At 64.8% G+C, this 26,633-nt stretch carries 23 protein-coding genes; 18 read left to right on the plus strand and 5 right to left on the minus strand.

The window, feature by feature from the left end; genetic code table 11:
- Nucleotides 1–80: 80 nt before the first annotated feature.
- A complete protein-coding gene (locus QD280_RS10340) occupies nucleotides 81–560 on the minus strand; it encodes a Dps family protein (RefSeq protein WP_043333228.1) in 480 nt (159 codons plus the stop codon).
- 364 nt (nucleotides 561–924) lie between these two features.
- Nucleotides 925–2,922: a choline BCCT transporter BetT gene (gene betT / locus QD280_RS10345; RefSeq protein ID WP_279839172.1), complete on the minus strand. Its 1,998-nt coding sequence runs from the start codon at nucleotides 2,920–2,922 to the stop codon at nucleotides 925–927.
- 412 nt (nucleotides 2,923–3,334) lie between these two features.
- On the opposite strand from betT, the gene QD280_RS10350 reads away from it, so the two are divergent.
- The 6 genes from QD280_RS10350 to QD280_RS10375 all read left to right on the plus strand — a co-directional run bounded on the left by QD280_RS10350 (nucleotide 3,335) and on the right by QD280_RS10375 (nucleotide 10,289).
- Entirely contained in the window at nucleotides 3,335–3,958 is a 624-nt protein-coding gene (locus QD280_RS10350; RefSeq protein ID WP_213113680.1) for a hypothetical protein, read from the plus strand.
- Entirely contained in the window at nucleotides 3,958–4,395 is a 438-nt protein-coding gene (locus QD280_RS10355) for a hypothetical protein (RefSeq protein WP_043333222.1), read from the plus strand. The genes QD280_RS10350 and QD280_RS10355 overlap by 1 nt, the downstream gene beginning before the upstream one ends.
- A 139-nt stretch (nucleotides 4,396–4,534) precedes the next feature.
- Nucleotides 4,535–6,625, plus strand: a complete 2,091-nt coding sequence (locus QD280_RS10360; protein WP_279839174.1) for an ATP-binding protein — start codon at nucleotides 4,535–4,537, stop codon at nucleotides 6,623–6,625.
- A 16-nt stretch (nucleotides 6,626–6,641) separates the two neighbouring features.
- Entirely contained in the window at nucleotides 6,642–8,171 is a 1,530-nt protein-coding gene (locus tag QD280_RS10365) for a response regulator (protein WP_279839175.1), read from the plus strand.
- Nucleotides 8,172–8,293: 122 nt separating this feature from the next.
- The gene (locus QD280_RS10370) at nucleotides 8,294–9,055 is read left to right on the plus strand and encodes a DUF1007 family protein (protein ID WP_279839176.1); all 762 of its coding nucleotides are present in this window, start codon (nucleotides 8,294–8,296) and stop codon (nucleotides 9,053–9,055) included.
- A complete protein-coding gene (locus tag QD280_RS10375) occupies nucleotides 9,045–10,289 on the plus strand; it encodes a sodium:proton antiporter (RefSeq protein WP_279839177.1) in 1,245 nt (414 codons plus the stop codon). The genes QD280_RS10370 and QD280_RS10375 overlap by 11 nt, the downstream gene beginning before the upstream one ends.
- A 165-nt stretch (nucleotides 10,290–10,454) precedes the next feature.
- On the opposite strand, the gene QD280_RS10380 is transcribed toward QD280_RS10375, so the two are convergent.
- Entirely contained in the window at nucleotides 10,455–10,883 is a 429-nt protein-coding gene (locus tag QD280_RS10380) for an HIT family protein (protein ID WP_279839178.1), read from the minus strand.
- A 404-nt stretch (nucleotides 10,884–11,287) separates the two neighbouring features.
- Between QD280_RS10380 and QD280_RS10385 the strand changes: the two genes are divergently transcribed.
- The 8 genes from QD280_RS10385 to QD280_RS10420 all read left to right on the plus strand — a co-directional run bounded on the left by QD280_RS10385 (nucleotide 11,288) and on the right by QD280_RS10420 (nucleotide 18,577).
- On the plus strand, nucleotides 11,288–12,295 hold the full coding sequence (locus tag QD280_RS10385; protein WP_043333219.1) for a TAXI family TRAP transporter solute-binding subunit: 1,008 nt from the start codon (nucleotides 11,288–11,290) through the stop codon (nucleotides 12,293–12,295).
- 363 nt (nucleotides 12,296–12,658) lie between these two features.
- Nucleotides 12,659–14,731 carry a TRAP transporter permease gene (locus tag QD280_RS10390; protein WP_152965327.1) on the plus strand — a complete coding sequence of 691 codons (2,073 nt, stop codon included), beginning with the start codon at nucleotides 12,659–12,661 and terminating at the stop codon, nucleotides 14,729–14,731.
- Nucleotides 14,732–14,935: 204 nt separating this feature from the next.
- Entirely contained in the window at nucleotides 14,936–15,715 is a 780-nt protein-coding gene (locus QD280_RS10395; RefSeq protein WP_225347489.1) for a TSUP family transporter, read from the plus strand.
- A 168-nt stretch (nucleotides 15,716–15,883) separates the two neighbouring features.
- Nucleotides 15,884–16,879, plus strand: coding sequence for a zinc-dependent alcohol dehydrogenase family protein (locus tag QD280_RS10400; RefSeq protein WP_054555249.1), 996 nt, complete (start codon nucleotides 15,884–15,886; stop codon nucleotides 16,877–16,879).
- Between the two features lie 65 nt (nucleotides 16,880–16,944).
- Complete coding sequence (locus tag QD280_RS10405) at nucleotides 16,945–17,076, plus strand: entericidin A/B family lipoprotein (RefSeq protein WP_084589348.1); 132 nt, start codon at nucleotides 16,945–16,947, stop codon at nucleotides 17,074–17,076.
- Nucleotides 17,077–17,099: 23 nt separating this feature from the next.
- Complete coding sequence (locus QD280_RS10410) at nucleotides 17,100–17,231, plus strand: entericidin A/B family lipoprotein (protein ID WP_107335644.1); 132 nt, start codon at nucleotides 17,100–17,102, stop codon at nucleotides 17,229–17,231.
- Between the two features lie 151 nt (nucleotides 17,232–17,382).
- On the plus strand, nucleotides 17,383–17,514 hold the full coding sequence (locus tag QD280_RS10415; RefSeq protein ID WP_043333217.1) for an entericidin A/B family lipoprotein: 132 nt from the start codon (nucleotides 17,383–17,385) through the stop codon (nucleotides 17,512–17,514).
- A 175-nt stretch (nucleotides 17,515–17,689) separates the two neighbouring features.
- Nucleotides 17,690–18,577: a LysR family transcriptional regulator gene (locus QD280_RS10420; protein WP_213113684.1), complete on the plus strand. Its 888-nt coding sequence runs from the start codon at nucleotides 17,690–17,692 to the stop codon at nucleotides 18,575–18,577.
- Between the two features lie 69 nt (nucleotides 18,578–18,646).
- On the opposite strand, the gene QD280_RS10425 is transcribed toward QD280_RS10420, so the two are convergent.
- Nucleotides 18,647–19,753 (minus strand): rhodanese-related sulfurtransferase, encoded by a 1,107-nt coding sequence (locus QD280_RS10425; protein ID WP_279834730.1) that lies wholly within the window; start codon nucleotides 19,751–19,753, stop codon nucleotides 18,647–18,649.
- 337 nt (nucleotides 19,754–20,090) lie between these two features.
- On the opposite strand from QD280_RS10425, the gene QD280_RS10430 reads away from it, so the two are divergent.
- The 4 genes from QD280_RS10430 (at nucleotide 20,091) to QD280_RS10445 (ending at nucleotide 25,412) form a co-directional block, all read left to right on the plus strand.
- Complete coding sequence (locus QD280_RS10430) at nucleotides 20,091–20,882, plus strand: formate dehydrogenase accessory sulfurtransferase FdhD (RefSeq protein ID WP_279839179.1); 792 nt, start codon at nucleotides 20,091–20,093, stop codon at nucleotides 20,880–20,882.
- 15 nt (nucleotides 20,883–20,897) lie between these two features.
- Nucleotides 20,898–23,285, plus strand: coding sequence for an FdhF/YdeP family oxidoreductase (locus QD280_RS10435; RefSeq protein ID WP_279839180.1), 2,388 nt, complete (start codon nucleotides 20,898–20,900; stop codon nucleotides 23,283–23,285).
- A gap of 174 nt (nucleotides 23,286–23,459) precedes the next feature.
- A complete protein-coding gene (locus QD280_RS10440) occupies nucleotides 23,460–23,900 on the plus strand; it encodes a VOC family protein (RefSeq protein ID WP_043333215.1) in 441 nt (146 codons plus the stop codon).
- A 285-nt stretch (nucleotides 23,901–24,185) separates the two neighbouring features.
- Nucleotides 24,186–25,412, plus strand: a complete 1,227-nt coding sequence (locus QD280_RS10445; RefSeq protein WP_279839181.1) for a diguanylate cyclase — start codon at nucleotides 24,186–24,188, stop codon at nucleotides 25,410–25,412.
- Between the two features lie 55 nt (nucleotides 25,413–25,467).
- Here the strand turns inward: QD280_RS10445 and QD280_RS10450 are convergent, their stop codons facing one another.
- A complete protein-coding gene (locus QD280_RS10450) occupies nucleotides 25,468–26,154 on the minus strand; it encodes a phosphatase PAP2 family protein (protein WP_279839182.1) in 687 nt (228 codons plus the stop codon).
- Nucleotides 26,155–26,633: the final 479 nt, after the last annotated feature.

Here is a 26,633-nt window from a genome sequence, read left to right on the forward strand (position 1 = left end):
AGTGTCAGTCAAGTACAGCGTCAGACAGCAGCATCAGAGATCCGCGCTGCCATGCCCTGGCGCTGCATTGGCTTGAGCGCTTACTCGCCCAGGTAGGCGGACAGCATCCACACGGTCTTTTCCTGCTCGCGGATGTAGTCACCGACCAGTGAAGCGGTACCTTCATCGTCGGCGTCAGACGCGACGGACATGATCTCGCGCTGCAGTTCGATCAGGGACTTGTAACCGGTCAGCAGGCCCTTGACGCAAGCCGTGCCGTCGCTGACGTGGGTGTCTTCCTTGATGGTGGCGACACGCGCGTAGTCACTGTAGGCGTGCAGCGGCTCGTGACCCAGGGTCAGGATACGCTCGGCGATCTCGTCGACCTTGGTCAGCAGGTCGGTGTAGGTTTCCTCGAACTTCACGTGCAGCTCGAAGAACTGGTTGCCCTTCACGTTCCAGTGGTAGCCACGGGCATTCATGTAGAAGGTCTGGTAGTTGGCCAGCAGGATGTTGAGGTGCTCGGCCAGCTGAGTGGCGCTGGCAGTGTGCAGGCCGATGGCATTGGTATCGTTGGACATGAAGACTCTCCTGAAAAATGTGAAGTGAACGGCATTGTGGGGAAAGTGGAGATGCAGGTGGCGAGCCGTGCTGCCAGTATGCCACCAGTGTAGAGGCTGGGCGGGATGCAGGGTAACGAATTCACTGTATCGCCCTCATCGGCCACCCCTATCGTCGCCGGCGCACCACCCTCAAGCCGTAGATGAATGCCTGGTAAGAGATGTGGTGCGCACACGCGGTTTTCAAGGTCGCACATGGATATTGCAGCCAATGTCGTCGGCTCGGACATTCTGATTGCGGCCACATACGCAAAGGCCCCGCACGGAGCGGGGCCTTTGCGACAGCCATGTCATCAGCTGTCATCACTTCTGCAACGCTCAGGCGTCAGTTGCGCGCCATGTGCAGGAAGTGCATGTGCTTCTCGTACTGGTCCAGCACATCGCCGATCACCTGCTCCTTGGTGTAACCCATGACGTCATAGGTCTGGCCACCTTCACGCAGGAAGACCTCGGCGCGGTACTGGCGTTCCACGTCGCTGGTGCCCTTGCGCTTGACGTTGCGCAGCGCGAAGGCCGGTGCTGCGTATTCGCGCACCCGCACACCGTAGACGAAGTCGACTTCCTCGCCGTGGCTGACCTGCAGATAGCTGCGGTCTTCCTCGTCATTGACGCGAGTATCCAGGCCCTGGGCCTCGAATTCCTTCGCGACATCCGCCAGTGCCGGCGTGACGGTGTTGATCAGGTACTGCTCGACGTTCTTCTGGCGCGGCGTCTCGACCAGGGTCTGGACGCGCTTCTGCCAGCTGCGTGCGCCACCGGCGGTGTGGCCCGGCGTGTTGCTCAGGTGCTGCATGGAGCGTTGCTTGACGCCCTCGAGACGCAGTGCCTTGAGCAGGCCATAGCAGACGAACATCAGGATGATCGCGAACGGCAGGGCAGAGGCCAGCGAGGCGGTCTGCAGCGCGCCCAGGCCACCCGCCATCAGCAGCGCCACGGCGACGAAACCTTCGGAGAAGGCCCAGAAGACACGCTGCCAGACCGGAGATTCGTCGCCTTCCTTGGAGGTCAGCATGTCGATGACCAGCGAGCCGGAATCCGAGGAAGTGACGAAGAAGGTCACGACCAGCAGGGTGGCCAGCATGGAGGTGATGCTACCGAACGGGAACAGCTCCAGGAACTTGAACAGCGCCACGGACGCATCGGCGGAGACCGCTTCTGCCAGGTTGCCCGCGGTATCGGTCAGCAGCATGTGCAGGGCGCTGTCGCCGAAGAAGGTCAGCCACAGGAAGGTGAAGCCCATCGGCACGAACAGCACGCCGTAGACGAATTCACGGATGGTGCGGCCACGCGAGACGCGTGCGATGAACATGCCCACGAACGGGGACCACGCGATCCACCAGCCCCAGTAGAACAGGGTCCAGCCACCCAGCCACTTGGACGGGCCCTCTTCGGGGATATAGGCGAACATGTTGAAGGTCTTGTCGACCACTTCGCTGAGGTAGCCACCGATGTTCTGGATCAACGTCTGCAGCAGGAAGATGGTCGGACCCACGCACAGCACGAACAGCATCAGCGCCAGTGCCAGACCAAGGTTCAGCTCGGAGAGACGACGGATGCCGCCGTCCAGACCCATGACCACGGAAATGGTCGCCAGACAGGTGATGATGGCGATCAGGATGATCTGGGTGGTCAGGTCGTTGTCGATATCGAACAGATAATGCAGACCGGAGCTGACCTGCAGCACGCCCAGACCCAGCGAGGTCGCGACCCCGAACATGGTGCCGAAGACGGCGAAGATATCGACGGCATGGCCGATCGGGCCATGGATGCGCTTGCCGATCAGCGGATACAGCGCAGAGCTGATGCGCAGCGGCAGGTTGTGGCGGAAGCTGAAGTAGGCCAGCGCCAGCGCCACCACGGCATAGACGCCCCAGGCGTGGATGCCCCAGTGGAAGAAGGTGGTCTTCATGGCTTCACGCGCGGCCTCGACGGTGCCGGCATCGCCGACCGGAGGCGCAGTGAAGTGGAAGACAGGCTCGGCGACGCCGTAGAACATCAGGCCGATGCCCATGCCCGCGGAAAACAGCATCGCGAACCAGGAGCCGTAGCTGAAATCAGGCTCGGAATGGTCTGGCCCCAGCTTGATGTCGCCATAGCTCGAGAAGGCGAGACCCAGCGTGAAGATCACGAACACGCCCATGGCCAGCAGGTAGAACCAGCCGACGGTGTCGATGATCCAGGTCTGGACATGACCGAAGGCGGTCTGCGCGGTATCCGGCATGGCGACCGTAAAGATCACGAACGCCAAAATCACGACGGCGGAGCCGAAGAAGACTGGCGGATTGATCTTGGCGACCGTGGGCTGGTCGGCATTTTCTGACATAAATTTCTCTCCCTGATTGCCTATTCGTCGATAATGGTAACTTATTGAACCTGTAGCGTCGTGAGTTGTCCGCCCGATATCGTTTCCATATGTAACCAGTGTTGCGCGCGCTGACCGGCGGTTTGCGCGCCGAGCGAGCGGCCCTGGCAGCGCTGGCGTTGCGTGTTCATCGTGCGAAATGGCAATGGCGATACGGTCTTGGCTTGCATTGTCGGGGGCTGGATACGGTAGGCGCTGGCATGGCTGGGCGCTAAGATGAGGCTTCCTGCATCCAGGGTATTCCGCTGTCTCGATACCATAATTATGCAGAAACCCTACAAGACTTATGTGTCAGTCTAGTGCCTCTGGTGTGTCTCATGGTGTGAAAATCGTGATGCAGCGCCGGCTCAAGTGACTGACCGGAGACGTTCGCATGCTCCATCGACTTCCCGAATTTCCCGCACGGCCGAGCGTGGCTGATACGTCAGCGCGCTCGCGCCTGCCGCGCATGACACTGCTCGCAGTGGGGCTGGTGCTGCTGAGCGGCTGCTCGGCCCTGTCCGGCAAGGACCCGCTGGCCGCGAATGACAGCGCTGGCCTGCCCGAAGCCTGCATCTTTCCGCGTGAGGGCGATGCCAATCAGTGGTTGCGTGCCGCGGCGCAGGTCGTCGAGGCCCGTGGCTACAAGATCCGCGAGAGCGAACAGGCGCTGGGCGTGGTGACGGGTGAGCGCAAGGTGGACCAGCCGGGCCTGGGCGCGATCGATGGGCCCTTCGGCTCGCGCATCGGCTTCTCGGTGGGCTATGGCGTCGCGGCGGGCAATGATTTCGGCGTGGGCGTCGGCAATGACACCTTCCGGGATGACCCGATCAGCTTCGAGCGCATCTCGCTGGTCGCGCCGGATGAGCGCGTGCGTGTGATCCGCGATGAGCAGGTCATCAATCAGGGCGGCTACGTCATCGATGCCCGTCCTCACAATGACAGCGACAGCTGCCGCCAGATCGAGCGTCAGCTGCAGGCTGCGCTGGCGGGTCGTGATCCACGGGAGGTTCGCTGATGAACATGCGCAAGGCATCTCCACGCTCGCTGTGGCAACGTCTGGGGCTCGCGACGCTGCTCGCCGGTCTGCTGGTACTGGGTGGCTGCATGAACCAGCCGACCCATGCGCCGGACTCGCGCACCGCGGTGATCGCCCCCAACAGCGGCACCCTGACCTCCCAGCAGGTCTTCGTCACCCTGCTGACGACGCTGGCGGAGCGTGGCTTCATCATCGAGCGCGCAGACCCGGATCTCGAGCGCCTCGATGCCAGCTACGCTGCCCGGCCGCCGCTGGCGTTGGAAGCCTGGGTGAGCGAGGTCAACGGCCAGATTCGTCTCAGCGTGAGCGGTGACAGCAATGGTGCCGATATCGCGCCGGGCCGCCTCGACAACCTGCTGGTGGAGGTCGCCGTGGCCCTGGATGCGCGCACCGTGCCGGTGATCGGCGCGCCGTGACCGCCTCGCGCATGCCAACTCCACGCATGGCAACCCCACGAGGCGGCCCTCAGCGTCGCCTCTCTGGCCTTGTCCACCACTTCGCAGGCGGGCAGTACCGGAGCCCGGGCGAGCCCGCGCTCGCGCGGTGTGATGGCCCATGACGCTGAGTGCGCTGCGCCGTCGGCGTCTGGCCTGGTTGGCACTCTCGGCCAGTCTGCTGGCCGGGCTGATGGCCTTGTTTGCTCTCTGGCACTGGGAGCTGGCGCGTGGCGAGCGTGATGCTCGCCAGCACGCTGCGACTCGTCTGAATTTCTACGCCAGCACCCTGAATGCTGAGTTGTCGCGCTTCCAGTGGCTGCCGGAATTGCTGGCGCGCCAGGCCCGTGTGCGTATCATCCTTGGCGAGCAGGGCGTTCCGCCTGCGGCAACGCCGCCTGTTATCCCCTCAGACGAACGCGACGCCGCCAATGCCGCCGCTCCCCTCGGTTCGAGCAGTGATCTCAACCAGCATCTGCGGCGTGTCGCGCGTGCCTCCGGCGCGGCGGCCATCTTCCTGACCGACCGCGACGGCATGACCGTGGCCGCGAGCAACTTCGATGAGCCAGACAGCTTCGTCGGCTATCGCTATGACTACCGCCCTTATTTCATCGATGCCCTGGCGCGCGGGCGCGGCGAATTCTTCGCCGTCGGCAATACCACCGGGCGTCCCGGCTATTTCGTCTCGGCGCCGGTGCTTGGGGCCGAGGGTCAGCCGCTGGGCGTCATGGTGGTCAAGGTCTCGCTGGAGGCGCTGGAGGATACCTGGCGCCAGGCGGGGGAGACGGTGCTGCTCGCCGATGCCAATCGCATCGTGCTGCTGGCCTCGCGGCGCAACTGGAAATATCGCGCGCTGGAGGCGATCGAGCCGCAGGCGCTGGACAGCATTCGGGCACAGCAGCAGTTTCGCGGGGCGCCGCTGACACCGCTGTCGCGGGAGCTGGAGGACGGCAGTCTGGTGCTGGGCGACAACCACGAACTGGCGGCATCGGAGATCGCGCGGCTGCCGACGGCGGCGATGGGCCAGCGCTATCTGGATGAGTCGCTGGCCAGCGGGCCGTTGGGCTGGCAGCTGCATTTTCTGATGCCGCTGCGGCCACTCTATATCCAGGCGCGCAATGTGGTGCTGGTCGGGCTCGCCGTGATCCTGGGACTGGCGATGATGGCGCTGTGGATGCGCGAGCGTCAGGCGCGCCTGGGGCTGATTCGGCGTGAAGCGGTGATGATGCGCGAGATCAACGAGCGCCTCGAGGAGCGGGTCGCCCAGCGCTCTCGCGAACTCGAGGCCACGCGTGACGAGCTGGTGCAGGCCGGCAAGCTGGCCGCGCTGGGCACCATGGCGGCCGGTATCGCCCATGAGCTCAATCAGCCGCTGGTCGGCATTCGCACCTACGCCGCCAGCGGCGGCAAGCTGCTGGCGCGGGGCATCGCCTCTGCCGCAACGCGCCCCGAGCTGACCGCGCGTGCCGCCGAATCCGCCGCCAGAAACTTCACGCGCATCAGTGAGCTGTCCGAGCGCCTGGCCGACATGATTCGCCAGCTGCGCGTCTTCGTGCGTCCGGCCAGTCAGCAGGCGCCCGTTGCCCTGGCGCTGGCGCCGCGCATCGACTTCGCGCTGGAACTGCTCGCCGAGCGAGTCACCGCCCTCGACCTGACGGTGGAGCAGGACGCGCTGACCTGGGACATCATCGTGATGGGCGAGCAGGTGCGTCTCGAGCAGCTGCTGACCAACCTGATCCGCAATGCGCTCGATGCGCTGGAAGGGGAGCAGAAAGCACAGCAGGTCGATCAACAGACCGATCAGCAGAGCGACGAGCCGGACGACAAGCGCGCGGCCCCGCGACTGCGCCTCAGTTGGCAGGCCTGGCCGGCAGTGGCCAGTCTCGAGGGGCAGCCAGGCGGATGTCTGCGCATCGAGGACAACGGCCCCGGCATCGACCCTGCGCTGCGTGCCACGCTGTTTGATCCTTTCACCACCACACGCGAGGTCGGCGAAGGCATGGGGATGGGGCTGTTTCTGAGTTATGGCCTGGCGCGCGACCTCGGTGGTCAGCTGCGTCTGGCCGATGGCGCTTCTGTGTCTGAACCGGCTGAGGGCTCTGCGCTGGGCGGCGCCTGCTTCGAATTGTGGCTACGCACGCCGGCGTCGGAGGCAACGCATGCAGCCGACGGCACCGAACAACAAGGCAGCGGGCAGCAATCCGTGACATGACGGGGTATACGCACGAATGACAGGCTATACGCACGACAGCGATGGCTTCGAGGGCGCAGAGGAGTTTGCCGCCACGGGCCTGGACCCGGCAGAGCTGCGCCTGCAGCAGGACAGCGATCTGACCCGTGAGGCGCCGGTATGGCTGGTGGATGACGACCCGGCGGTGCGCGAATCCCTCGCTCAGTGGCTGGAGCTGGCCGAGATCCATCTGCGCTGCTTCTCGCGCGCCGAGGCGCTGCTGGAGGCGCTGGCTGCCGCCGAGCCGGTCAGCGTGGTGATCAGCGATATCCGCATGCCGGGCATGGATGGCCTGACGCTGTTGGCGCGGCTTGCGCTAAAGGCACCGGAGCTGCCGGTGCTGATGATGACCGGTCACGGCGATGTCGCCACGGCCGTTGCCGCGATGCAAGGCGGCGCGCGCGATTTCATCGAGAAGCCGTTTGACCCCGAAGCGCTGGAGCTCAAGCTGCGTCAGGCGCTGGCGGGGCGGCGTCTGAGTGATGAAAACCAACGCCTGCGCCGCCGCTTGAGCGTGCGCGGCCTCAGTGGTCTGCTGCGGGGCGAGAGCCGGCAGATTCGCCAGCTGCGTGAGCGACTGCTGGAGTTGCGCGGGCACCCGGCGCGCGTCTGGATCAGCGGCGAGGCGGGCAGCGGGCGCAGCACTCTGGCGCTGGCACTGGCCGAGCATGCGCCGCCTGCTGACGCTCCGCCCTCAACTGCTGCCATGCCGACGGCGGCGACGGCCTTGCTGGCACGAGTGGAATGCGCGCCCCTGTCGCAAGCCAGGGCAGAGGGCGCGGAGGCACTGGCGAGCGCGATCGAGGATGCACTCGCGGCATGTCCTGCGGCCAATACCTTGCTGCTGCATGAGGTGGACCACCTGAGTGGCGCGCAATGGCAGTGGCTGGACGGCTGGATCGCCACGCGTGAGGACGGCGCCCGCCAGGCGCCACGGCTGGTGTGCAGCGCGCTGTGCAGCGTGGGCGACGTGATGGCAAGCGGGCCGCTGACGCGTACTCTCGGCCATGCACTGGCCGAGATCGAACTGACGACCCCCGCCCTGCGCGAGCGGCGCGAGGACATCCCGTTGCTGATGGCGCATTTCAGCCGTCAGGCTGCCGAGGTGCATGAGGTGGAGGCGCAACCCTTCGCCAGCGGTGAGCTGGCCGCGTTGATGGCGGCGGACTGGCCGGGCAATCTCTGGCAGCTGCGCCAGGCCGCCAGTCGCCGCGTGGTGCTGGGGGAATCGCCCACGACGCGGCAGTCATCCGCACCAGGCAGTGCCTCAGCGGAGGAGGACGCAGGCGAGGTCGGCAATGGTGGGAGCGACGAGGCGCTGGCGAGCAGCGAGGAGCATGGGCTGGCGGCACAGGTGGCGATGTTCGAGTCGACCTTGATTCGCGCCGCCTTGACCCGTGCACGCGGCAACATCGCTCAGGTGCTGGAGGAGTTGGCACTGCCGCGGCGTACGCTCAATCTCAAGATGCACAAATACGGGCTGCGCCGAGAAGACTTTCGTCATGGCCATGATGATCCGGCGAACTGACCGTCGCCGCTGCCTGTCGAAGGTGTCCTCGGGCTGCGTCGGGATGCCGCCCGTTTTGTCATGAAGTAACATCCTGCCAATCCCTTCCTGTCGTCCCCGTGACGTTCTGCCGGAGTTTCCCGATGTCTGTTGCTGTTCATCGCCTGGTGGCGGCGCTGTCGTCCGCGCTGGCGCGTTTCCCGTCTCGTCACAGGCTGCGCCCCGTAGCCTGGCTGACGCCGTTGCTGATGCTGGGCACCCTGGTGGCCAGTCAGCCCGCTGCCGCGCATCCGCACGGCTGGGTCGACCTGCGGGTGACGCTGCGCCTCGATGACCAGGGGCGGGCCGTCGCGATGCGCCAGTATTGGCTGCTCGACCCCTTCTACAGCCTGACGCTGCGTCAGGAGCTGGCCGCGCTCGAGGACGATACCAGCATGGAGCAGCGCCTCGATGTGCTGGGCAGCGAGATTCTGGCCAATCTGTCGCAGTTCGATTACTACACCCATGTCACGCTGGACGGCGAACCCGTGGCGCTTGGCAAGGCGACGCGCCAGACCACCTGGCTCAAGGGCGAGCGTGTCGCCTTCCAGATGGAGCTGCCGCTGGCTGAGCCGGTGGCGATGGCTGGCCATACCCTCAGTTATCGCATCTACGACCCCACCTATTACATCGAGATTCTGCATGACCCAGATGCCATCGCCGTGCAGCAAGGGCTGGTGGTGAGCGGACTGGAAGGACAGGACTCGGCGCTGAGCTGCACGCCGGGCATCACGCCGGCCGACCCGGACCCGTCCAAGGTCGCCGAGGCCTCGATGCTGGATATCAACGCCACCGCACCGATGGATCTCGGCCAGTACTTCGCCGAGGTCGGCAGTGTCAGCTGTGAGGTGGCTGATGAGCAGTGAGCCGAAGGACACCAGCGGGCTTGGCGATATCAAGAGCCTCAAGGGCATGCGTGATGGCCTGCTGAAGCCGGCCTCGTCGCGGAGGCGGCGCCTGGCCGGCTGGCTGGCGGTCGGCTGCGGGCTGCTCGTGCTGGGCATGGCGCTCTGGCCAGGCCTGGTGCAGGGCTGGGGCGAGGCGCTGGGGTGGATCTTCGCCGAGCAATCGCGTTTCCAGCGCTCGCTGGGGCGCGCCATGAGTGAGCTTGCCGCGCATCCCGGCACGCCCTGGGCGCTGATCGGGCTGTCCTTCGCCTATGGCGTGCTGCATGCCGCGGGCCCCGGGCATGGCAAGGTCGTCATCAGTACGCTGCTGGTCAGCCAGCCCATCGTTCGGCGCCGTGCACTGTGGCTGTCGTTGCTGGCGGCCTTGCTGCAGGGCGTCAGTGCGCTGGTGCTGGTCGGCCTCGGGGCGGGGCTGCTCGACTGGGCGGGGCGCGATGTGCTCGGACAGGTCGAGAAGGTCACCCTGCTCAGTCATCTCGGGGTGCTGGTGCTGGGGCTGTTGCTACTGTGGCGCGCCGCTCGCACGCTATGGCGTGTTGTCAGGGCACAGCCTGTCTCTAGCGTGGGAGCGCCGCAGGCGCCAGCGATGCAGGGGCTGGCGTTCGAGCCGTCGCCTGGCCGCGACCACTCACATTCTCACTCTCACTCTCATTCTCACGGCCACGCTCATTCACACGGGCATGACTGTGGTTGCGGCCATGCGCATGGCGTGACGGCGGAGCAGGCCAGTGGCGACTGGCGCACCATGGGCATGGCGGTGCTGGCGATCGGCCTGCGCCCGTGTTCCGGCGCGATTCTGGTCTTGCTGGCCGCGCTGGCGCTGAACATGGTCGGCAGTGGGGTACTGGCGGTGCTGGCGATGTCATTGGGCACCGCGCTGACGGTGGGCAGCGTGGCGATGGCCACCTTGATCATGAAGGCCAGCGGACGCCTGGCGGCGGCCGGCTCGCGCCTGGGTGGGCCGCACTCGGACGGCCGCGCGCGTCGTCAGTGGCCGTGGGCGGCACTGGTCGGGCTGCTCGGCGGCATCATCATCACGGTCTTTGGCGCTTTGCTGGTCGCCAGCAGTCTCAAGGCGCTGGACTCTCCCACCGGTCGCGGTGCTTCGCCGTTTGATCGCTCGGCGCCGGGCACCTCCCTCCAGAGCCCTCTGGGCCCGAGGTCATCAGGACAGAGCTCAGGCGACAAGTGAGGTCCGGCGACGAGTGAGGTCTGCGGCGCCGCCGCTAACTACCTGCTACACGCTACCTGCAAGATACGACAACGGGGCCCATCGGGCCCCGTTGTCGTAGATGTGAGAGCGTGGATGACAGTGTCTGCGAGAGCGCAGATGTCAGTGACAGCGCAGGTGATGCTGTCAGTAGGAATAGCTCGGCAGCTCGGCGATCTTCATGCGCAGGGTGTCGACCAGCACCGTCAGTGCCTCGTTGTCATGGGGCTCGGCCGTGCCGACGCCCCACACCGGCCCTGGCCAGGCTTCATCATCGCTGCGGCGGGCGATCACGTGCATGTGCAGCTGCGGCACCATGTTGCCCAGTGCGCCGATATTGAGCTTCTCGCCACCGCTCACCGTCATCAGCAGTTCGCCCAGTTGCGTGGTTTCCTGCCAAAGCTGCTGCTGGGCGCTGCTGTCCAGTTCGTAGATCTCGCGGATGGCATCGCGGCGCGGAATCAGTACCAGCCACGGATAGCGCGCATCGTTCATCAGACGCACGGTGCACAGCGGCAGGTCGGCCACGAAGTGGGTGTCGGCGTCCAGCTGCGGGTGAAGGCTGAAGGGGGTCATCGTCTCTCCTTGATCGGATGGAGCAGGGCGGGCGTGAGTCGAGGGCAAAGGGTAACCCGAATCGTGGCGGACTCCTTGGCGTGAACGCCCGCGAATGCCCTCAGTGTGACCAGATCGGCAGAATCCTGCCACTTTGCGGATTGCCCGTGCGTGCTGTGGGGGCTGCGCAATGCCCCCATCGCCAAATACCGCGCCGCGCGGACAGTTGCTAACCTTCTTCCTACGCTGAAGCAGAGGCTCGCAACGAACGCCCCACGCAAAAGAGGGCTACCTTGCGCATTGTCGGTCGCGACATGGCCAGCACCGCCCAGGGCCAGAGCCTGCTCAGCCGCAATGTCCGTCTGCCTACCCACATTACAAGAATGCTCAACCTGCGCCCGGCAGGTTCGCCAAGGAGTCACTCCATGCAAAAGCGCCAGTTCCTCAAGGCCGGTCTCGGTCTCGCCATCGCAGCCTCTCTTGGTCTCAGTGCCGTGGCTCAGGCGGAAGGCAAGTACATCATGGGTACCGCCACCACCGGTGGCACCTTCTACCCGGTCGGCGTGGCACTCTCCACGCTGATCAAGGTCAAGCTCGAGCCGACCGCCGGCATCTCCGTGTCCGCGATTTCCTCGGCCGGTTCCGGCGAGAACCTCAAGCTGATGGAAGAGGACCAGGCCCAGTTCGGCATCATCCAGGGCCTCTACGGCGCCTGGGCATGGAATGGCACCCCGCCGGTCAACAAGGCGCACAAGAACCTGCGCAGCATCTCGATGCTGTGGCAGAACGTCGAGCACTTCGTGGCCCGCAATGATGAGGTCAAGTCCGGCACCATCGAGGACATGACCAACTTCTACGGCAAGAGCTTCTCCATCGGCAAGAAGAACTCCGGTACCGAAGGCTCGGGTCGCTTCATCCTCGAGCAGCTGGGCATCGATGCCGACAAGATGGATCTGGCCTACATGGGCTATGGCCCGAGTGCCGATGCGATGCAGAACGGCAACATCGACGGCATGAACATTCCGGCCGGCGCACCGGCCTCCGCCGTGACCCGTGCCTACGCCAACCTGGGCGGCGAGATCACCACGCTGGACTTCACCGAAGAGCAGCTGGCCAAGGTCAACTCCCAGTTCGAGCTGTGGACCCCGTATGAAATCGCCGCTGGCACCTATCCGGGTCAGGACGAGGCGATCAACACCATCGCCCAGCCGAATATCCTGGTGGTGCGTGACGATGTCTCCGAAGAAGACGTCTATCAGATCACCAAGACCATGTACGAGAACCTGCCGTTCCTGAACAACATCCACCCGGCCACCAAGGCCATGGCCATCGACAAGGCCATCGCGGGTCTGCCGCTGCCGCTGCACCCGGGTGCCGCACGTTACTTCAAGGAGCAGGGCATCGAGATTCCGGCGCGCCTGATCGCCGAGTGATCCACTCCTGATGTTCCCGCTGCCCTCATCGCTCGCCTCTGGCGGCGGTGAGGGCAGCGCAGTTTCCCAGACCAATAAACCACCGCCGGTCCGGCGCCGTGACACTGCCCCGCGTGGGCAAGGTGAGGCGCAGGACCAGAGCAGTGCCCACGATTGATCGCGGTAGAAGCCCGTATTCTCCTCGCAAGCCCGGGCGCATGGTGACGCAAGTCGCCGCTGCGCCATCGCTGTCTGATCCCGTTTTGAGGCAACGCCATGCATGATTCCCGCTCGCCAGAGCCCTCTCGTCCCACTGATAGCGAAGCGCAGGAGCCGGATCTCTCCGGTGTGCGCGACGAATCCGCCGAAGCTGCGCCGTGGCGCATGGAGCTGCCCTGGCTGGGGCGTGCCGTCTTCGTGATCTCCATCGTCATCTGTCTGGCGCACCTGTACTTCAACACCGTCTCGACCCTGTCGGAGCTGTGGGTGAGCGCCTTGCACTACGGCCTGTTCGGTCTGCTGTGCGCGCTGACCATTCCGATGCTGACCCCGGCCAGTGATGGTGCCAAGCGCTGGGTGCTGGGCGTGGATGTCATGCTGGGGCTGGCGGCGCTGGGTTGCGGCCTCTATCTGATCGGCTTCGAGGATGCGCTCTATGACCGCGGCGTGGTGTTCTCCACCGCGGACTGGGTGGTCTCCATCGTCGCGGTCGGCCTGATCCTCGAGTTCGCGCGCCGCACCACCGGCTGGTTCATCCCGGTGCTGTGTCTGATCGCGCTGACCTACGTGGCCTGGTGGGGCAAGTATGTCGGTGGCGTGTTCAACTTCCCGGGCCTGACCTGGGAGACGGTGCTGTTCAGAAGCTTCATCGGCGGCGAAGGGATGCTGGGCTCCATCGCCCGCATTTCCTGGTCCTACGTGTTCATGTTCATCCTGTTCGGGGCCTTCCTGGTCAAGTCCGGCGCGGGTGACTTCATCATCGATCTGGCGCGCTGCGCGGCGGGTCGCTTCAAGGGTGGCCCGGGCTTCGTGGCGGTGTTCGCCTCCGGCCTGATGGGCTCGGTGTCCGGCTCGAGTGTCGCCAACACCGTCTCCACCGGCGTGATCACGATTCCGCTGATGCGCCGTGCCGGCTTCCCGGCGCGCTTCGCGGCAGGCGTCGAGGCTGCCGCCTCGACCGGTGGTCAGCTGATGCCGCCGGTGATGGGCGCGGGCGCCTTCATCATGGCGTCCTACACCCAGGTGCCGTACCTGACCATCGTCGGCGTGGCCGCCTTGCCGGCGCTGCTCTACTTCCTGTCGGTGGCCATGTTCGTGCGCATCGAGGCCAAGCGCTCCGACGCCACGGCGCTGGATGACCCGCAGGGCCCGCGTCTCAAGGACGTGCTCAAGGATGGCTGGCACTATCTGGCACCGCTGTTCGTGCTGGTCGGTGCACTGATCTATGGCTTCACGCCGACCTACGCCGCCGGCATCGCGATCCTGTCCGTCATCGCGGCCTCGTGGCTGTCGAAGAATCCGATGAAGCTCGGTGACATCATCGAGGCGATGCTGGCCGGGGTGCGCAACATGACCACCACCGCGATCCTGCTGATCACCGTCGGCCTGATCGTCAACGTCGTCTCCACCACCGGTATCGGCAACACCTTCTCGCTGATGATCACCGACTGGGCGGGTGGCAGCCTGCTGATCACCATCATCCTGATCGCGCTGGCGTCATTGATTCTGGGCATGGGCCTGCCGGTGACGGCGTCCTATATCGTGCTGGGCACGCTGTCCGCCCCGGCGCTCTACAACCTGATCGCCCATTCCCAGCTGGTGGATCTGCTGGCGGCGGGCAACCTGCCGGAGCAGGCCAAGGCCATCTTCATGCTGGCAGCACCGGACAAGCTGGACCTGCTGGGCGCGCCGATGAGCATGGACGCCGCCCGCGAACTGCTGGCGCTGGTGCCGGATACCTTCCAGAGCCAACTGTATGAGCAGGCGCTGTCGCCGCACGTGCTGACCATGGCACTGGTGAGTGCGCACATGATCATCTTCTGGCTGTCCCAGGATTCCAACGTCACGCCGCCGGTCTGCCTGACCGCCTTCGCGGCAGCCGCGATCGCCCGTACACCGCCGATGAAGACCGGCCTGATGGCCTGGAAGATCGCCAAGGGACTCTACATCGTGCCGCTGCTGTTCGCCTGGAGCCCGCTGATCTCCGGTGACATCGGCGAGATGCTGACGGTGTTCGTGTTCGCGCTGTTCGGGATCTACGCCATCGTCGCGGGCCTGGAAGGCTATCTGGAGCACGAACTGCCCTGGTGGCTGCGTCTGGCGATGTTCCCGCTCGGTGCGCTGATGCTGTGGCCGCATGGTCAGCTGACCTACGACCTCGCAGGCCTGGTCATCTTCCTGGGCGTGCTGACCTACAGCGTGCGTCAGAGTGGCCGGCAGGAAGCGCTGGCGCACTGAGTCAGGCGTGTCGGATGAGCGCCAGACGCGTCAGCCGATGTGGCTGAAGCAGGCGTGACGCGACGCGATATGCTATGAACGATGCCCGGCATCACTTTCCCCCGCTCAGTCACGCGAGGGTGGTGTGTCGGGCATCGCGCGCTCTGGGGCCTGTCCGCCTTGGGCGTCTTCACTCAACGGGATGGCGGGACAAGGAATGTCGACATGATGTCGGATGTTGCAGGGCTGACCAGCGGCCTTGATCTGATCAGCGTAGTGGCGCTGATCGCACTGGGTGGCGTGGCCGGTTTCATCAATGTGCTGTCGGCGGGTGGCTCGATGCTGACGCTGCCATTGCTGATGTTTCTCGGCCTGCCGCCTGCGCAGGCCAATGCCACCAACCGCGTGGCGATCGCGTTGCAGAGTGCGACCGCGACCAGCACCTTCCTCAAGGCGGGCGCGCACAACATGGGGGTGGCCTGGCGACTGGCCGTGCCTGCCGTGGCAGGCGCCATGCTGGGCGCCTGGCTGGCGACCCGCATCAGTGCCGAGGCCTTCGAGAGCGTCCTGATCGTGGTGATGGTGGTGTGTTCGATCATGATGCTGCTGCCGACGCCGCGCATCGACACGCGTGAGCTGACGCCGGAGCGCATCACGCCCGTGGTGTTGCTGGCGATGTTCGGCATCGGCATTTATGGTGGCTTCATCCAGGTCGGTGTCGGCGTGCTGTTCATCGTGGTGCTCTACCGGCTGCTCAAGATCGATCTGACCCAGGTCAACGTCTTCAAGGTCTTCATCGTGTTGATGTATACCCTGCCGGCGCTGGCGGTGTTCGTGTTCGATGGTCAGGTGCGCTGGGCCTACGGTCTGGTGCTGGCGGTCGGCAACATGAGCGGCGCCTTCCTCGGCGCGCGGGTCAACATGAGTCCCGCGGGTGCGCGGTGGGTCAAGTGGCTGACGGTCGCGGTCATCTTCATCATCGTGCTCAAGCTGGCGCTGACCTGATGCTGGCCTGATGCTGACCTTATGTTAGACACGGAGTAAGCTCGCGGTAATCTGAGCGAAATGCCAGTCTGTCCCGTCGACACGCCGGCACGCCGCTCACCCCCTATTCATGATGGCGCCGAGCCCGGCTATGGCGTCTCTTCCTTCATCGTTCAGGAGTCTTTCCTCATGCAAGCCATGGTCATCGAGCAGTACGGCGGTCCCGAAGTGTTCGTCGAGCGCGAACTGGAGACCCCGACACCGGCGCGGGGGCAGGTGCGTATCAAGGTGACGGCTTCCAGCATCAACCCCATCGAGACCAAGCTGCGCAGTGGGCTGGTCAAGTCGCACCCGGAATTCCCGGCCATTCTCAATGGCGATGTCTCCGGGGTGATCGATGCCGTCGGCGAAGGCGTGTCGGACTTCTCCGTCGGGGATGAAGTGCTGGGCTGTGCCGGTGGCGTGAAGGGCTGGCAGGGTGCTCTGGCGGACTACATGATCGCCGACACCCGTGTGATCGTGAAGCGCCCGAGCCTGGCGGCGCTGACGCTGGAAGAGTGCGCGGCCTTGCCGCTGGTGTTCCTGACGGCCTGGACGGCACTGGTCTCGCGCGGTCAGATCAAGGAAGGCGAGCACGTGCTGATCCACGCCGGCACCGGCGGCGTCGGCCATGTCGCGGTTCAGATCGCCAAGTATCTCGGCGCGCATGTCACCACCACCGTGTCCAGCGAAGCCAAGGCGGACCTGGCACGCCAGCTGGGCGCCGACGAGATCATCAACTACCGCGAGGAAGCGGTCGCGGACTACGTGACGCGCTTGACCTCCGGGCGTGGCTTCGATCTGGTCTTCGACACCGTCGGTGGCGACAATCTGGATCGCTCCATCGAGGCCACCGCGACCTCCGGTCGTCTGTGCTCCATCAATACCCGCTCGACCCACGACCTGACCCAGCTGCACTCCAAGAACCTGTCGCTGCACGTCATCTTCCGCTCGGTACCGCTGCTGACCGGTATCGGCATGGACGACCAGCCGGAACTGCTCAACGCCCTGAGCGAGATGCTGGAGGCCGGCGCGGTACGTCCGCTGCTCGACGAGCACCAGTTCAGCTTCCGTGACGTCGCCAAGGCGCATGAGTTGCTGGAGTCCGGCGAGGCGCTGGGCAAGATTCTGCTGGTAAATCGTTGAGTATTGGCACCTTCGGTCAGTGAGGGTGTCTTACCTTCATTGGCCGTTGATCAGGAAGAGAAGTGATGAGAATGACGCGTTTGATGGTGGCTGCCCTGTTGGTGGCCAGTGTGAGTCTGGCCGGCTGCAATACCGTGGCCGGTTTCGGCAAGGACCTGGAGCATCTGGGCGGTTCGATCGACAACGCCGCCAGCTGATTGCCCGAGAGAGAGGAATGCCCATGCGACGATTCATGATGATGACTGGCACCGCGCTGCTGTTCGGCCTGCTGTTGGGTGGCTGCAATACCGTGGAAGGTTTCGGGGAAGATCTCGAACACCTTGGGGGTTCCATCGAGGAATCGGCCAGTTGATGGCACTGTCCATGGCATGGGCGGCGAGTGAACAAAACATGAATCTCACCCCTTGAAAGCCCATGGGGCGGCCCAAGGTATGAGGGTAGAGGCGCAGGAACTGGCGTCTTTACGAGATTTCTTGATATTCACTACCGCAAGGAGCATGACCATGTCCCGCACCATTGCACTCATCTTCGCCTCTTTCTTCACTCTGGCCGCGCTTTCCGGCTGCAACACCGTTGACGGTGCCGGCCAGGATGTCGAGCATGCTGGCGAAGCTGTCCAGGACGCCGCTCAATAAGCGACGCCCCGGATAGTGGTGATATCCAACGCCCGGCCATCGCGCCGGGCGTTTTCGTGTCTGATCGCCAGACATGCAGGCGTGCTGACTGACGGGCCGCCTTGCGTCATCATAGCGCTGACGGCATGCGCCCCCAGCGTGCGTCACTCCCGCCACCGCGAGCCAAGGGCCCGACATGGATCATCGACAGTTGAGTTTTCTGGTCGCGCTGGCCAGTGAGCGCCATTTCGGTCGCGCCGCACGGGTCTGTCATGTCACCCAGCCGACGCTGTCGGCGCGCCTCAAGCAGCTCGAGGAGGAGCTGGGCACGGCGCTGATACTGCGCGGCCACCGCTTCGAGGGCTTCACGCCGGAAGGGGAGCGCGTGCTGACCCACGCACGGCGCATTCTCGCCGAGCTGGATGAGCTGAAGGGAGACCTGTCGCCGGACGCGGTGCTGACCGGCCGCCTGTCATTGGGCGTGGTGCCGTCGGCGCTGGCGGCGGTCGGCGAGTTTCTGCCGCGGCTGCGGGAGGCCTTTCCGCAGCTCTCGCTGCGCCTGCGCGAGCTGTCGACCTCATCGCTGGCCCAGGGGCTCGAGGATGGCGAGCTGGATCTCGCGGTCGGCTACCCCGCGGCGCCGGCCATGAGCGGCTTTGCCTGTCGGCCGCTCTATCAGGAGCATTCGGCGCTGATCGCCAGTCAGACGCATTTCCGCCTGCCCGACGCGCCGCAGTGGGAGTGCCTGCGTGACTATCCGCTGGTGTTGCTGACGCCGGAGATGCAGCAGCGGCGACGCCTCAATCAGCAGTTCGAGCTGCTGGGGCTGCAGCCCTCGCCCTTGTTGGAGGCCAATTCGATTTCCGGCCTCGGCGTGATGCTGGAGGCTGGCCTGGGAGTCAGCGTGCTGGCGGAGAACCTGGCCGATTCGCGGCTTGGTGAAGGGCTGATCGCGCGTCGGCTGCCCGGCGAGGGCGAGACGGTCGGGCTGTTGTGGCGCAGTGGTCAGCAGCGTAGCCGACGCCTGAATGCCGTACTGGAACTGCTGCGTTCGTTGCCTCACTCGGCGGGTGTGGCCGATTGAGTGAGCCTGCAACGCAGAACACCCCGTCGAGACGGGGTGTTCGGGTAGCGAAAGCGACGTTGGCCGCTATCAGCTCTTCTCGCTGGACTTCTTGCTGGCCTCCAGCGCGGCACGACGGGCGGCTTCACGCTGCTGCTGCTTGGCATCGCGCCGTGCCTGCATCTGGGCGACGGCATCCATGCCCAGATGAGCTTCGCCACGTTCTCTGGCGAGGCGGATCTGGTTCTCGCGCTCGGCGAAGCGCGCCTTCTGGGCATCGCTCAGCTTGTCGTAGCAGCGCGGGCAGCTGACGCCTTTCTGGTAGCGCTCGCTCTGCTTGTCTTCCTCGGTGATCGGCAGGCGGCAGGCATGGCACTGGTCGTACTGGCCGGGGCGCAGCTGGTGGTCGACGGTGACGCGCTCATCGAACACGAAGCACTCGCCCTGCCACAGGGTCTCTTCCTCTGGCACCTCTTCCAGATACTTCAGGATGCCGCCCTTGAGGTGATAGACCTCATCGAAGCCCTGCTCCTTGAGATAGGCCGTGGACTTCTCGCAGCGGATGCCGCCGGTGCAGAACATCGCCACCTTGCGATGCTGTGTCGGGTCCAGCTCACGCGAGACGTAGTCCGGGAAATCACGGAAGGCAGTGGTGTTCGGGTTGACGGCACCGGCGAAGGTCCCCACTTCCACTTCATAGTCATTGCGCGTGTCGATCAGCAGCACCTCAGGATCGGAGATCAGCGCATTCCAGTCCTTCGGCTCCACATAGGTCCCGACGGTGTGACGCGGGTCGATGCCCTCGACGCCCATGGTGACGATCTCGCGCTTGAGCTTGACCTTGGCGCGCAGGAAGGGCGCCTGCTCGGCCAGTGACTGCTTGGTGTCGAGCTCGGCCAGACGCGGGTCGCTGGTCAGCCAGGCGAGCAGCGCATCGATGCCCGCGCGTGAGCCGGACACGGTGCCGTTGATGCCTTCGCGGGCCAGCAGCAGGGTGCCGCGGATGGCGTGCTCGTTCATCACCGCCAGCAGCGGGTCGCGCAGCGCCTCGAAGTCCTCGAGGGTGACGAACTTGTAGAGCGCACAGACCACATGCTGCGGCGCCAGCGGGCTGGGGCGGGTGGAGGCAGATGTGCTGGTCAGCTGCGGGGCGCTGGCCTGATCAGATGCGGCAGTCAGGTCGGGAGTGTCGGTCATGCGAAGGGTCCTCATGCGGGCCGGAACGTAAATCCGGAGCAGGATGATCGAGAGATGAGAGCGGCCGGCGGACGGGTGATAGCGCGACAGCAGGAGCACCCTCAAGGGTCGGCGACGCATTTTACGCGACTCGCGCGCGAATTTCTCGCCCACCACGATGGCCCGCATGCCTGTCACCGGCAGGACGCCATCTTCATTGGCGGTGCCTATCAATTGGCGACTCGGCTCAATTGGTCGCCCTCACGGCATGCCGGTAGGATATTCCCATATTGCGCAGAGGTCGGGTGAGGGTTGCGCGCACCGTTCTCGCCACGCATCTGCGCCACGGAGAGCCGTAATGAAAGATTCGCTCTATCAACAAGCGCCAGGCGCTGCAGGCTATGCGGATGCCCGCGAGGTGCCGCTGCGCGAGCTGGATGGCCCATCGGAGCTACCGGTGAGCCTGGCGCTCAATGACACCGCGATGGGCACCTTGCTGGCCAGCCCAGAGGCCCTTGAGCCGCTGGCGCTGGGGCATGCCTTCACCGCGGGCTGGATCACGCGGCGTGACGAGGTCTCGGCGATCCATCTCTCGCGGCTGCGTCATGGGCTGGCGGTGCGTCTCGAGGTCAGTGACTCGCTGGCGCGCAAGGCTGAGCGTCATCAGCGGCGTGAGAGCAGTGTCTCGAGTTGCGGCGCCTGTGGCGTGCAGGACGAAGCGGAGCTGATGGCGGGACTCATGCGTCTGCCGCCACGGACAGCGCTGGCGCCCGATGCGCTGATGCGTGGGCTGGAACGCCTGGAGCGCGCCACGCGCCGCGGCATGCATCTGGCGCTGGGGTTGGACGCCGAAGGCGGTCTGATCTCGCAGGGCGCCGATATCGGTCGCCACAATGCGCTGGACCGCGTGATCGGCATGAGTCTCGACAGCGGTGTGTGGCCCGAGGCGTTGCTGGTGTCGAGCCGCTGCAGCCTGGAGCTGGTGCAGAAGACCATCCGTGCGCGCATTTCGACCCTGATCACCCTCGCGGTGCCCTCGCGACTCGCCGTCGAGACCGCCCGCGCCTGCGACCTCAATCTGATCTGTGCCCACCGCGGGCGTCGACTCGAATTGCTCAGCGGTCACGCTGATCGCCCCCGTTCATCCTAGCCAGTGGATCCTGACATGACCGACATTGCTGCCCCCGAGATCGAGACGCCTGCGTCTGCCAGCCTGCCCCGCGAGGATGCGCAACAGACGCGTCATCCGCGCATTGCCGCCTATTCCGGGCCGGCGGGTGGCTGGGGCGCACTCAAGAGCGTCGGTCAGCATGTCAGTCACTCCAAGGCGCCGTGGAAGAGCGTGCGCTCCCTGCTCAAGGCCAATCAGGACAAGGGCTTCGACTGCCCCGGCTGTGCCTGGGGGGACCCGGAACACGGCTCCTCCTTCGAATTCTGCGAGAACGGCGCCAAGGCGGTGGCCTGGGAAGTGACCGCCAAGCGGGTCACGCCGCGCTTCTTCGCTCAGCACACCGTCACGGAGCTGCTGGGCTGGGATGACTTCATGCTCGAGGATCAGGGCCGCCTGACCGAACCGATGCGCTACGACGCGGCCAGTGATCGCTATATGCCGATCAGCTGGGACGCGGCCTTCGAGCTTGTCGCCGAGCACCTCAGCGCGCTGACGTCGCCGGATGAGGCGCTGTTCTATACCTCGGGGCGTGCCAGCAACGAGGCGGCCTATCTCTACCAGCTGTTCGTGCGTCTGTTCGGCACCAACAACTTCCCCGACTGCTCCAACATGTGCCACGAGGCCAGCGGTGTCGGCATGAAGGCGAGCCTCGGCGTCGGCAAGGGCACGGTGCTGCTGGAGGACTTCGAGCACGCCGATGCCATCTTCGTGTTCGGTCAGAACCCCGGCACCAATCACCCGCGCATGCTGGGTGATCTGCGGCGTGCCTCACGGCGTGGCGCGCGCATCGTCAGCTTCAATCCGCTGCGTGAGCGGGGGCTGGAGCGCTTTGCCGACCCACAGTCGCCGCTGGAGATGATGACCCTCTCCAGCCAGCCCATCAGCCATCGCTATTACCAGCCGCGCATGGGCGGCGACATGGCGGCGGTGCGCGGCATGGCCAAGGCGCTGTTCGCGATGGAGGCGCGGGGCGAATTCACGCGCGCCGCCAGCTTCATCGAGGCGCATACCCGCGGCGTCGAGGCCTGGCAGTCGCTGGTCGAGGCGACCGAGTGGGCAACCCTCGAGGACCAGTCCGGCCTGACGCGCGCTCAGCTCGAGGAGGCGGCGACCATCTTCGCGGGTGCCGGCAACGTCATCTGCACCTGGGCGATGGGCATCACCCAGCATCTGCATGCCGTCGAGAGTGTGCGCGAGATCGTCAATCTGCTGTTGCTCGGCGGGCACTTCGGCCGTCCCGGTGCCGGTGCCTGTCCGGTGCGTGGCCATTCCAACGTCCAGGGCGATCGCACCATGGGTATCGACGAGAAGGCGCCCACCTGGCTGATCGATGCGCTGGAAGCGCGCTACGGCGTCAGCATGCCGCGTGCGCAGGGCTACAACACCGTGGAGAGCCTGGCGGCGCTGGAGCAGGGCAAGGCGAAGACTTTCATCGCGCTGGGCGGCAACTTCACGCGCGCCACGCCGGACAGCGAGCGGACCGAGGCCGCGATGCGCAACCTCGAGCTCAACGTCCAGATCAGCACCAAGCTCAACCGCAGTCATCTGGTGATGGGCAAGCAGACCGATGCGCTGATTCTGCCGTGTCTCGGTCGCAGCGAGATCGATCGCTCCTCACAGGTGGCTTCCCAGCACATCAGCGTCGAGGACTCGATGTCGATGGTGCACTCCAGCGCCGGCATCAAGGCACCGGCCAGCCCTGAATTGCGCTCCGAGCCCGGCATCATCGCGGCGATCGCGCGTGCCACCCTGGCGCGCGTGCTGCCGGCGCGAGGTTTCAGTGATCCGGTCGATTGGCAGGCACTGAGCGAGAACTATGATCTGATCCGTGACGAGATCGCGGCGGTCATCCCCGGCTTCGCGGACTTCAATTCACGGCTGGCACACAAGCGCGGATTCCACCTCGCCAATCCGGTACGCGAGCTTGCCTTCCCGACCTCCAGCGGCCTGGCCGAGTTCTCGCACATGCCGCTGCCAGAGTCGGTGATGCATCAACAGCTGGCGCGGCGTGACGGCTGGCTGACGCTGCAGACCATGCGCAGCCACGATCAGTACAACACCACTGTCTACGGCTACAACGACCGCTATCGTGGCGTGTCCGGTCAGCGGCGGGTGATCTTCATCAATGGTGAAGACCTGGCGCGGCTGGGGCTGGCCGATGGTGATTGGGTCGACATGCTCGGCGAGCCGCGTCCTGACGGCAGCGAGCGACGTGCGCCGCAGTTCCGTCTGGTCGAGTACGACATCCCGGCCGGTTGCATCGGGGCCTACTATCCGGAAACCAACGTGCTGGTCGCGTTGGAAAGCCACGGCGCTGATACCGGCACGCCATCCTCCAAGGCGGTGCCCGTGCGTCTGGAGCGCAGTTCACGCATCGCCTGATGGCGCGAGACGCCAGCAGCAGGGTGCATGCATCACCACACTGCCGTGCCGCGAGGAGACTCGTCGCGCGGCAGTCGTGTGTCTAGAATATTCCCGTGCGCCGAGCCAGCTACGCTCGGCGCACGTCTTTTCCGTCCTCAGTGCTGCCCCAACCACCGTTCAAGAGAGTGATCCATGCAATATCTGCACACCATGCTGCGTATCCGTGATGTCGACGCTTCACTGCATTTCTTCCGTGACCTGCTCGGCATGGTCGAGATCTCGCGCAAGGATTCCGAGAAGGGCCGCTTCACGCTGATCTTCCTGGCAGCCCCGCAGGATGCCGAACGTGCCCGCGAGATGCAGGCACCGATGCTGGAACTGACCCATAACTGGGACCCGGAAGAATACGAAGGTGGGCGCAACTTCGGCCATCTGGCCTATCGCGTCGAGGATATCTACGCTACCTGTCAGCATCTGATGGACAACGGCGTGACCATCAATCGCCCGCCGCGTGACGGCCACATGGCATTCGTGAAGAGCCCGGATGGGATTTCGCTGGAGCTGCTGCAGGCCGGTGACGCCCTTGCGCCGCAGGAACCCTGGGCCTCCATGAGCAACACGGGCAGCTGGTAAGCAAGCAAGGCCGCATGTTGACGTGTGCGTAAGCGTCGCATCCAGGCAACGCAATAGCCGAATTATGACTGGTGCATCGCCCAGCAGGGCTTATGATGTAATGAAGTTCATAAGCCCCGCAGCATGATGTGTGACATGTCGTGCTCGGCCTTTGTGGAGTGTCATCGCGGCAGGCAGCTATCCCTTCTTCCTTTCTCTTGCTGCCCGCCTGCCGCGATGTTGCACCTCCTTGAGTCGCGTGAGGGACCGCCACGCGGACACTGCCTAGCTGGCAAGGATTGCCTGATGCCGAGAGTCATAAGCGCCTGGCTACGTCATGAGCCACGATTGCTCGCCGTGGAGCATCGTCGTTTCTACCATGCCTATCTTTGGGTCTATCTGATGCTGATGGGCCTCTTCGTGGTGTGGGTTCCCTTCTTCACTCTCTTCAACGAGTCGCGGCTGGCATTCGCCAGCGGCATCATGGCGCTCGTGTCCGTGCTGGGCGTGATGCTGCACCGGGCGCATCAGCTGACCTTGGGTCTGGCCCTGATGATGAGCGCCTTGACGCTGATGGCCTGGCTCTCGGTTTTCTGCTTCGGGCTCTCGGCGGGCTATGAGTACTATTTCTTCATCGTGATGGCCGGTATCCACCTGGCCCCGCTGGCGGCGCGCATTCGAGTGGTGACGACACTGATGCTGTTCATGGCGGCTGTCTCGGCGCTGATGGTCTCGCCGGTCCTGCATGAGGGCGGCGTCCTGTCGGCCTGGGTGCTGCAATCGACCAATCTGTTCGCGGTCATCCTGATGATGGTCACCTTCCTGTGGCGCATGCTGGCGCTTACCGAACACTTCGAGCGCCAGTATCTGAAAGATGCCAGTCGTGATGAGTTGACCGAATTGCTCAATCGCCGCCAGATATTGCGCCACGCCGAGGACTGGTGGCGTGACGGAGTGCCCTGTGCGGTATTGATGCTGGATGCGGACAACTTCAAGCGCGTCAATGACCTGCATGGGCATGCCGTCGGTGATGAAGTGCTGCGTCATCTGGGTCGCCTGCTGACGGCCACACTGCGTCAGGGCGATCGCGCCGGGCGTGTCGGTGGCGAGGAGTTCCTGGTGCTGTTGCCGCGTATCGGGCGCACCGAGGCCATTTCCGTGGCGGGGCGCATGCGCTCCCTGCTGGCCAAGTCTCCTCCGGTCTTCGCCGGCACGCCGGTGCCGGTCACGGTTTCCATCGGCGTTGCCATTAGTCATGAGGTCGATTCGCTGGATGAGCTGATGCAGCTGGCCGACAGGCGGCTGTATCACGCCAAGCATAATGGGCGTGATCAGGTGGTGGCCGGTGGGGAACATGAGATGACAGGCCTTGCCACGGCCGATGCCAGCCCTCCGCCCCCCGGCAATGACGGCGGCGGACTTGGCAAGGCAGAGGCCGTGGAGGAGGGCGCTCGCGGCAAGGAGGATGACCGCCAGGAAAAGCAGCGCCACAAGGATTCCAGCCCTTTCTCGCGGACACCCCTCGTCGGCTGACCTGAGTTCAGGTTCTTGAGTTCAGGTTCTTGAGTGCAGGTTCACGAATGCTGCTTCAGGAGCGCTGCTTCAATCGGGCCAGCGCGTTTTCCATGCCACGGGCAACGGTGGTCGCCAGTGGTGTGCACAGCACCCAGGGCAACACGATCAGTGCAATGCTGAGCGAGCCCAGATAGACATCGCTGAACCAGTGAGCGCCGACCATGATCCGCGGAGCGCTCAGCAGTACCACGAACGCCAGGCTGCACAGGGCGATGCGGCGCGGTGCGAAGGCCAGCATGAAACTCGCGAATACCATCAGCATCAGGCCGTGATCCCCCGGGAAACTGTTCGACGCCGAATCCTTGGTCTTGAAGGACACCAGCTCGGAGAGATGCTGTGCGTGGCTGAAGAAGCGCGTCGGGCTGGCATGGCCATAGCTGATGGCGCGCAGCACGAACAGCGAGAGCAGGCCCGCCGTCAGCAGCATGGTGATGCCGATGCTGGTCCAGCGGCGATAGCGGGCAGGCTGCTGATCATTGAGCATCGCCCAGCAGAACAGAACCCCCATCATGGCGAAGGCCACGGCGTCGAAGGCGCGCGTGTTCAGAATGCCGAGCAGCGTGTCCCAGTGCGGATTGAGCGGTGTGATGAACTGGTTGAAGTCCCAGAAGACATCGTTGTCGAGGGTGGGCCAGAAATCCAGCGCCGGTATCCACCAGCACGCCAGCAGCGCCACTCCCAGCGCATTCAGGATCACCATTCGTCGCAGTTTGAATCCCGTCTGCGTCCTGTGCGAGCGGGGCGGGGGCGAGGGTTGCACGTGCGGGGCCTGCAGCGAACCACTGGCTCGCTGTGAAGATGCAGTATCAGCGGCGTGCATGGAAGGACTGTCGGGGGCGGCGGGAGTCATGTCGTGTCAGCTCTGCGGGGCTCATGTCGGGATAGGCTCACTCAGGTCGGTAGCTCGCTGGCTCGGTGGCCAGAGGGCTCGAGACAGGCGACGCTGAGTGGCGATCTGGTCGAAATTCTAGTGCAGGCTTTGCTTTGAAAACACTGTTTTCAAAGTTGGCGAGGTGGACAGATGGTTGCGTCCATCGCGCTGCTGGTAAGCTGGCGGCAGTCCGGCAGGTGACATTCAGGCGCATGGCGTGAGGGCCTGTCGTTCATGACAGCCGTGCGCATGATCGCTACCCTTGCTGTCATGTCCGTTCCTTACCCACCGTTCTTTCCGTCTGCCGG

Origin of the sequence: Cobetia sp. 1AS1 (genome assembly GCF_029846435.1) — a bacterium.
Lineage (GTDB): Bacteria > Pseudomonadota > Gammaproteobacteria > Pseudomonadales > Halomonadaceae > Cobetia > Cobetia amphilecti.

Bases quoted from the DNA above. Each gene is read 5' to 3' on its own strand.
- QD280_RS10340 (WP_043333228.1), bottom strand. From the start codon at position 560: ATGTCCAACGATACCAATGCCATCGGCCTGCACACTGCCAGCGCCACT.
- betT (WP_279839172.1), bottom strand. From the start codon at position 2,922: ATGTCAGAAAATGCCGACCAGCCCACGGTCGCCAAGATCAATCCGCCA.
- QD280_RS10350 (WP_213113680.1), top strand. From the start codon at position 3,335: ATGCTCCATCGACTTCCCGAATTTCCCGCACGGCCGAGCGTGGCTGAT.
- QD280_RS10355 (WP_043333222.1), top strand. From the start codon at position 3,958: ATGAACATGCGCAAGGCATCTCCACGCTCGCTGTGGCAACGTCTGGGG.
- QD280_RS10360 (WP_279839174.1), top strand. From the start codon at position 4,535: ATGACGCTGAGTGCGCTGCGCCGTCGGCGTCTGGCCTGGTTGGCACTC.
- QD280_RS10365 (WP_279839175.1), top strand. From the start codon at position 6,642: ATGACAGGCTATACGCACGACAGCGATGGCTTCGAGGGCGCAGAGGAG.
- QD280_RS10370 (WP_279839176.1), top strand. From the start codon at position 8,294: ATGTCTGTTGCTGTTCATCGCCTGGTGGCGGCGCTGTCGTCCGCGCTG.
- QD280_RS10375 (WP_279839177.1), top strand. From the start codon at position 9,045: ATGAGCAGTGAGCCGAAGGACACCAGCGGGCTTGGCGATATCAAGAGC.
- QD280_RS10380 (WP_279839178.1), bottom strand. From the start codon at position 10,883: ATGACCCCCTTCAGCCTTCACCCGCAGCTGGACGCCGACACCCACTTC.
- QD280_RS10385 (WP_043333219.1), top strand. From the start codon at position 11,288: ATGCAAAAGCGCCAGTTCCTCAAGGCCGGTCTCGGTCTCGCCATCGCA.
- QD280_RS10390 (WP_152965327.1), top strand. From the start codon at position 12,659: ATGGAGCTGCCCTGGCTGGGGCGTGCCGTCTTCGTGATCTCCATCGTC.
- QD280_RS10395 (WP_225347489.1), top strand. From the start codon at position 14,936: ATGATGTCGGATGTTGCAGGGCTGACCAGCGGCCTTGATCTGATCAGC.
- QD280_RS10400 (WP_054555249.1), top strand. From the start codon at position 15,884: ATGCAAGCCATGGTCATCGAGCAGTACGGCGGTCCCGAAGTGTTCGTC.
- QD280_RS10405 (WP_084589348.1), top strand. From the start codon at position 16,945: ATGAGAATGACGCGTTTGATGGTGGCTGCCCTGTTGGTGGCCAGTGTG.
- QD280_RS10410 (WP_107335644.1), top strand. From the start codon at position 17,100: ATGCGACGATTCATGATGATGACTGGCACCGCGCTGCTGTTCGGCCTG.
- QD280_RS10415 (WP_043333217.1), top strand. From the start codon at position 17,383: ATGTCCCGCACCATTGCACTCATCTTCGCCTCTTTCTTCACTCTGGCC.
- QD280_RS10420 (WP_213113684.1), top strand. From the start codon at position 17,690: ATGGATCATCGACAGTTGAGTTTTCTGGTCGCGCTGGCCAGTGAGCGC.
- QD280_RS10425 (WP_279834730.1), bottom strand. From the start codon at position 19,753: ATGACCGACACTCCCGACCTGACTGCCGCATCTGATCAGGCCAGCGCC.
- QD280_RS10430 (WP_279839179.1), top strand. From the start codon at position 20,091: ATGAAAGATTCGCTCTATCAACAAGCGCCAGGCGCTGCAGGCTATGCG.
- QD280_RS10435 (WP_279839180.1), top strand. From the start codon at position 20,898: ATGACCGACATTGCTGCCCCCGAGATCGAGACGCCTGCGTCTGCCAGC.
- QD280_RS10440 (WP_043333215.1), top strand. From the start codon at position 23,460: ATGCAATATCTGCACACCATGCTGCGTATCCGTGATGTCGACGCTTCA.
- QD280_RS10445 (WP_279839181.1), top strand. From the start codon at position 24,186: ATGCCGAGAGTCATAAGCGCCTGGCTACGTCATGAGCCACGATTGCTC.
- QD280_RS10450 (WP_279839182.1), bottom strand. From the start codon at position 26,154: ATGGTGATCCTGAATGCGCTGGGAGTGGCGCTGCTGGCGTGCTGGTGG.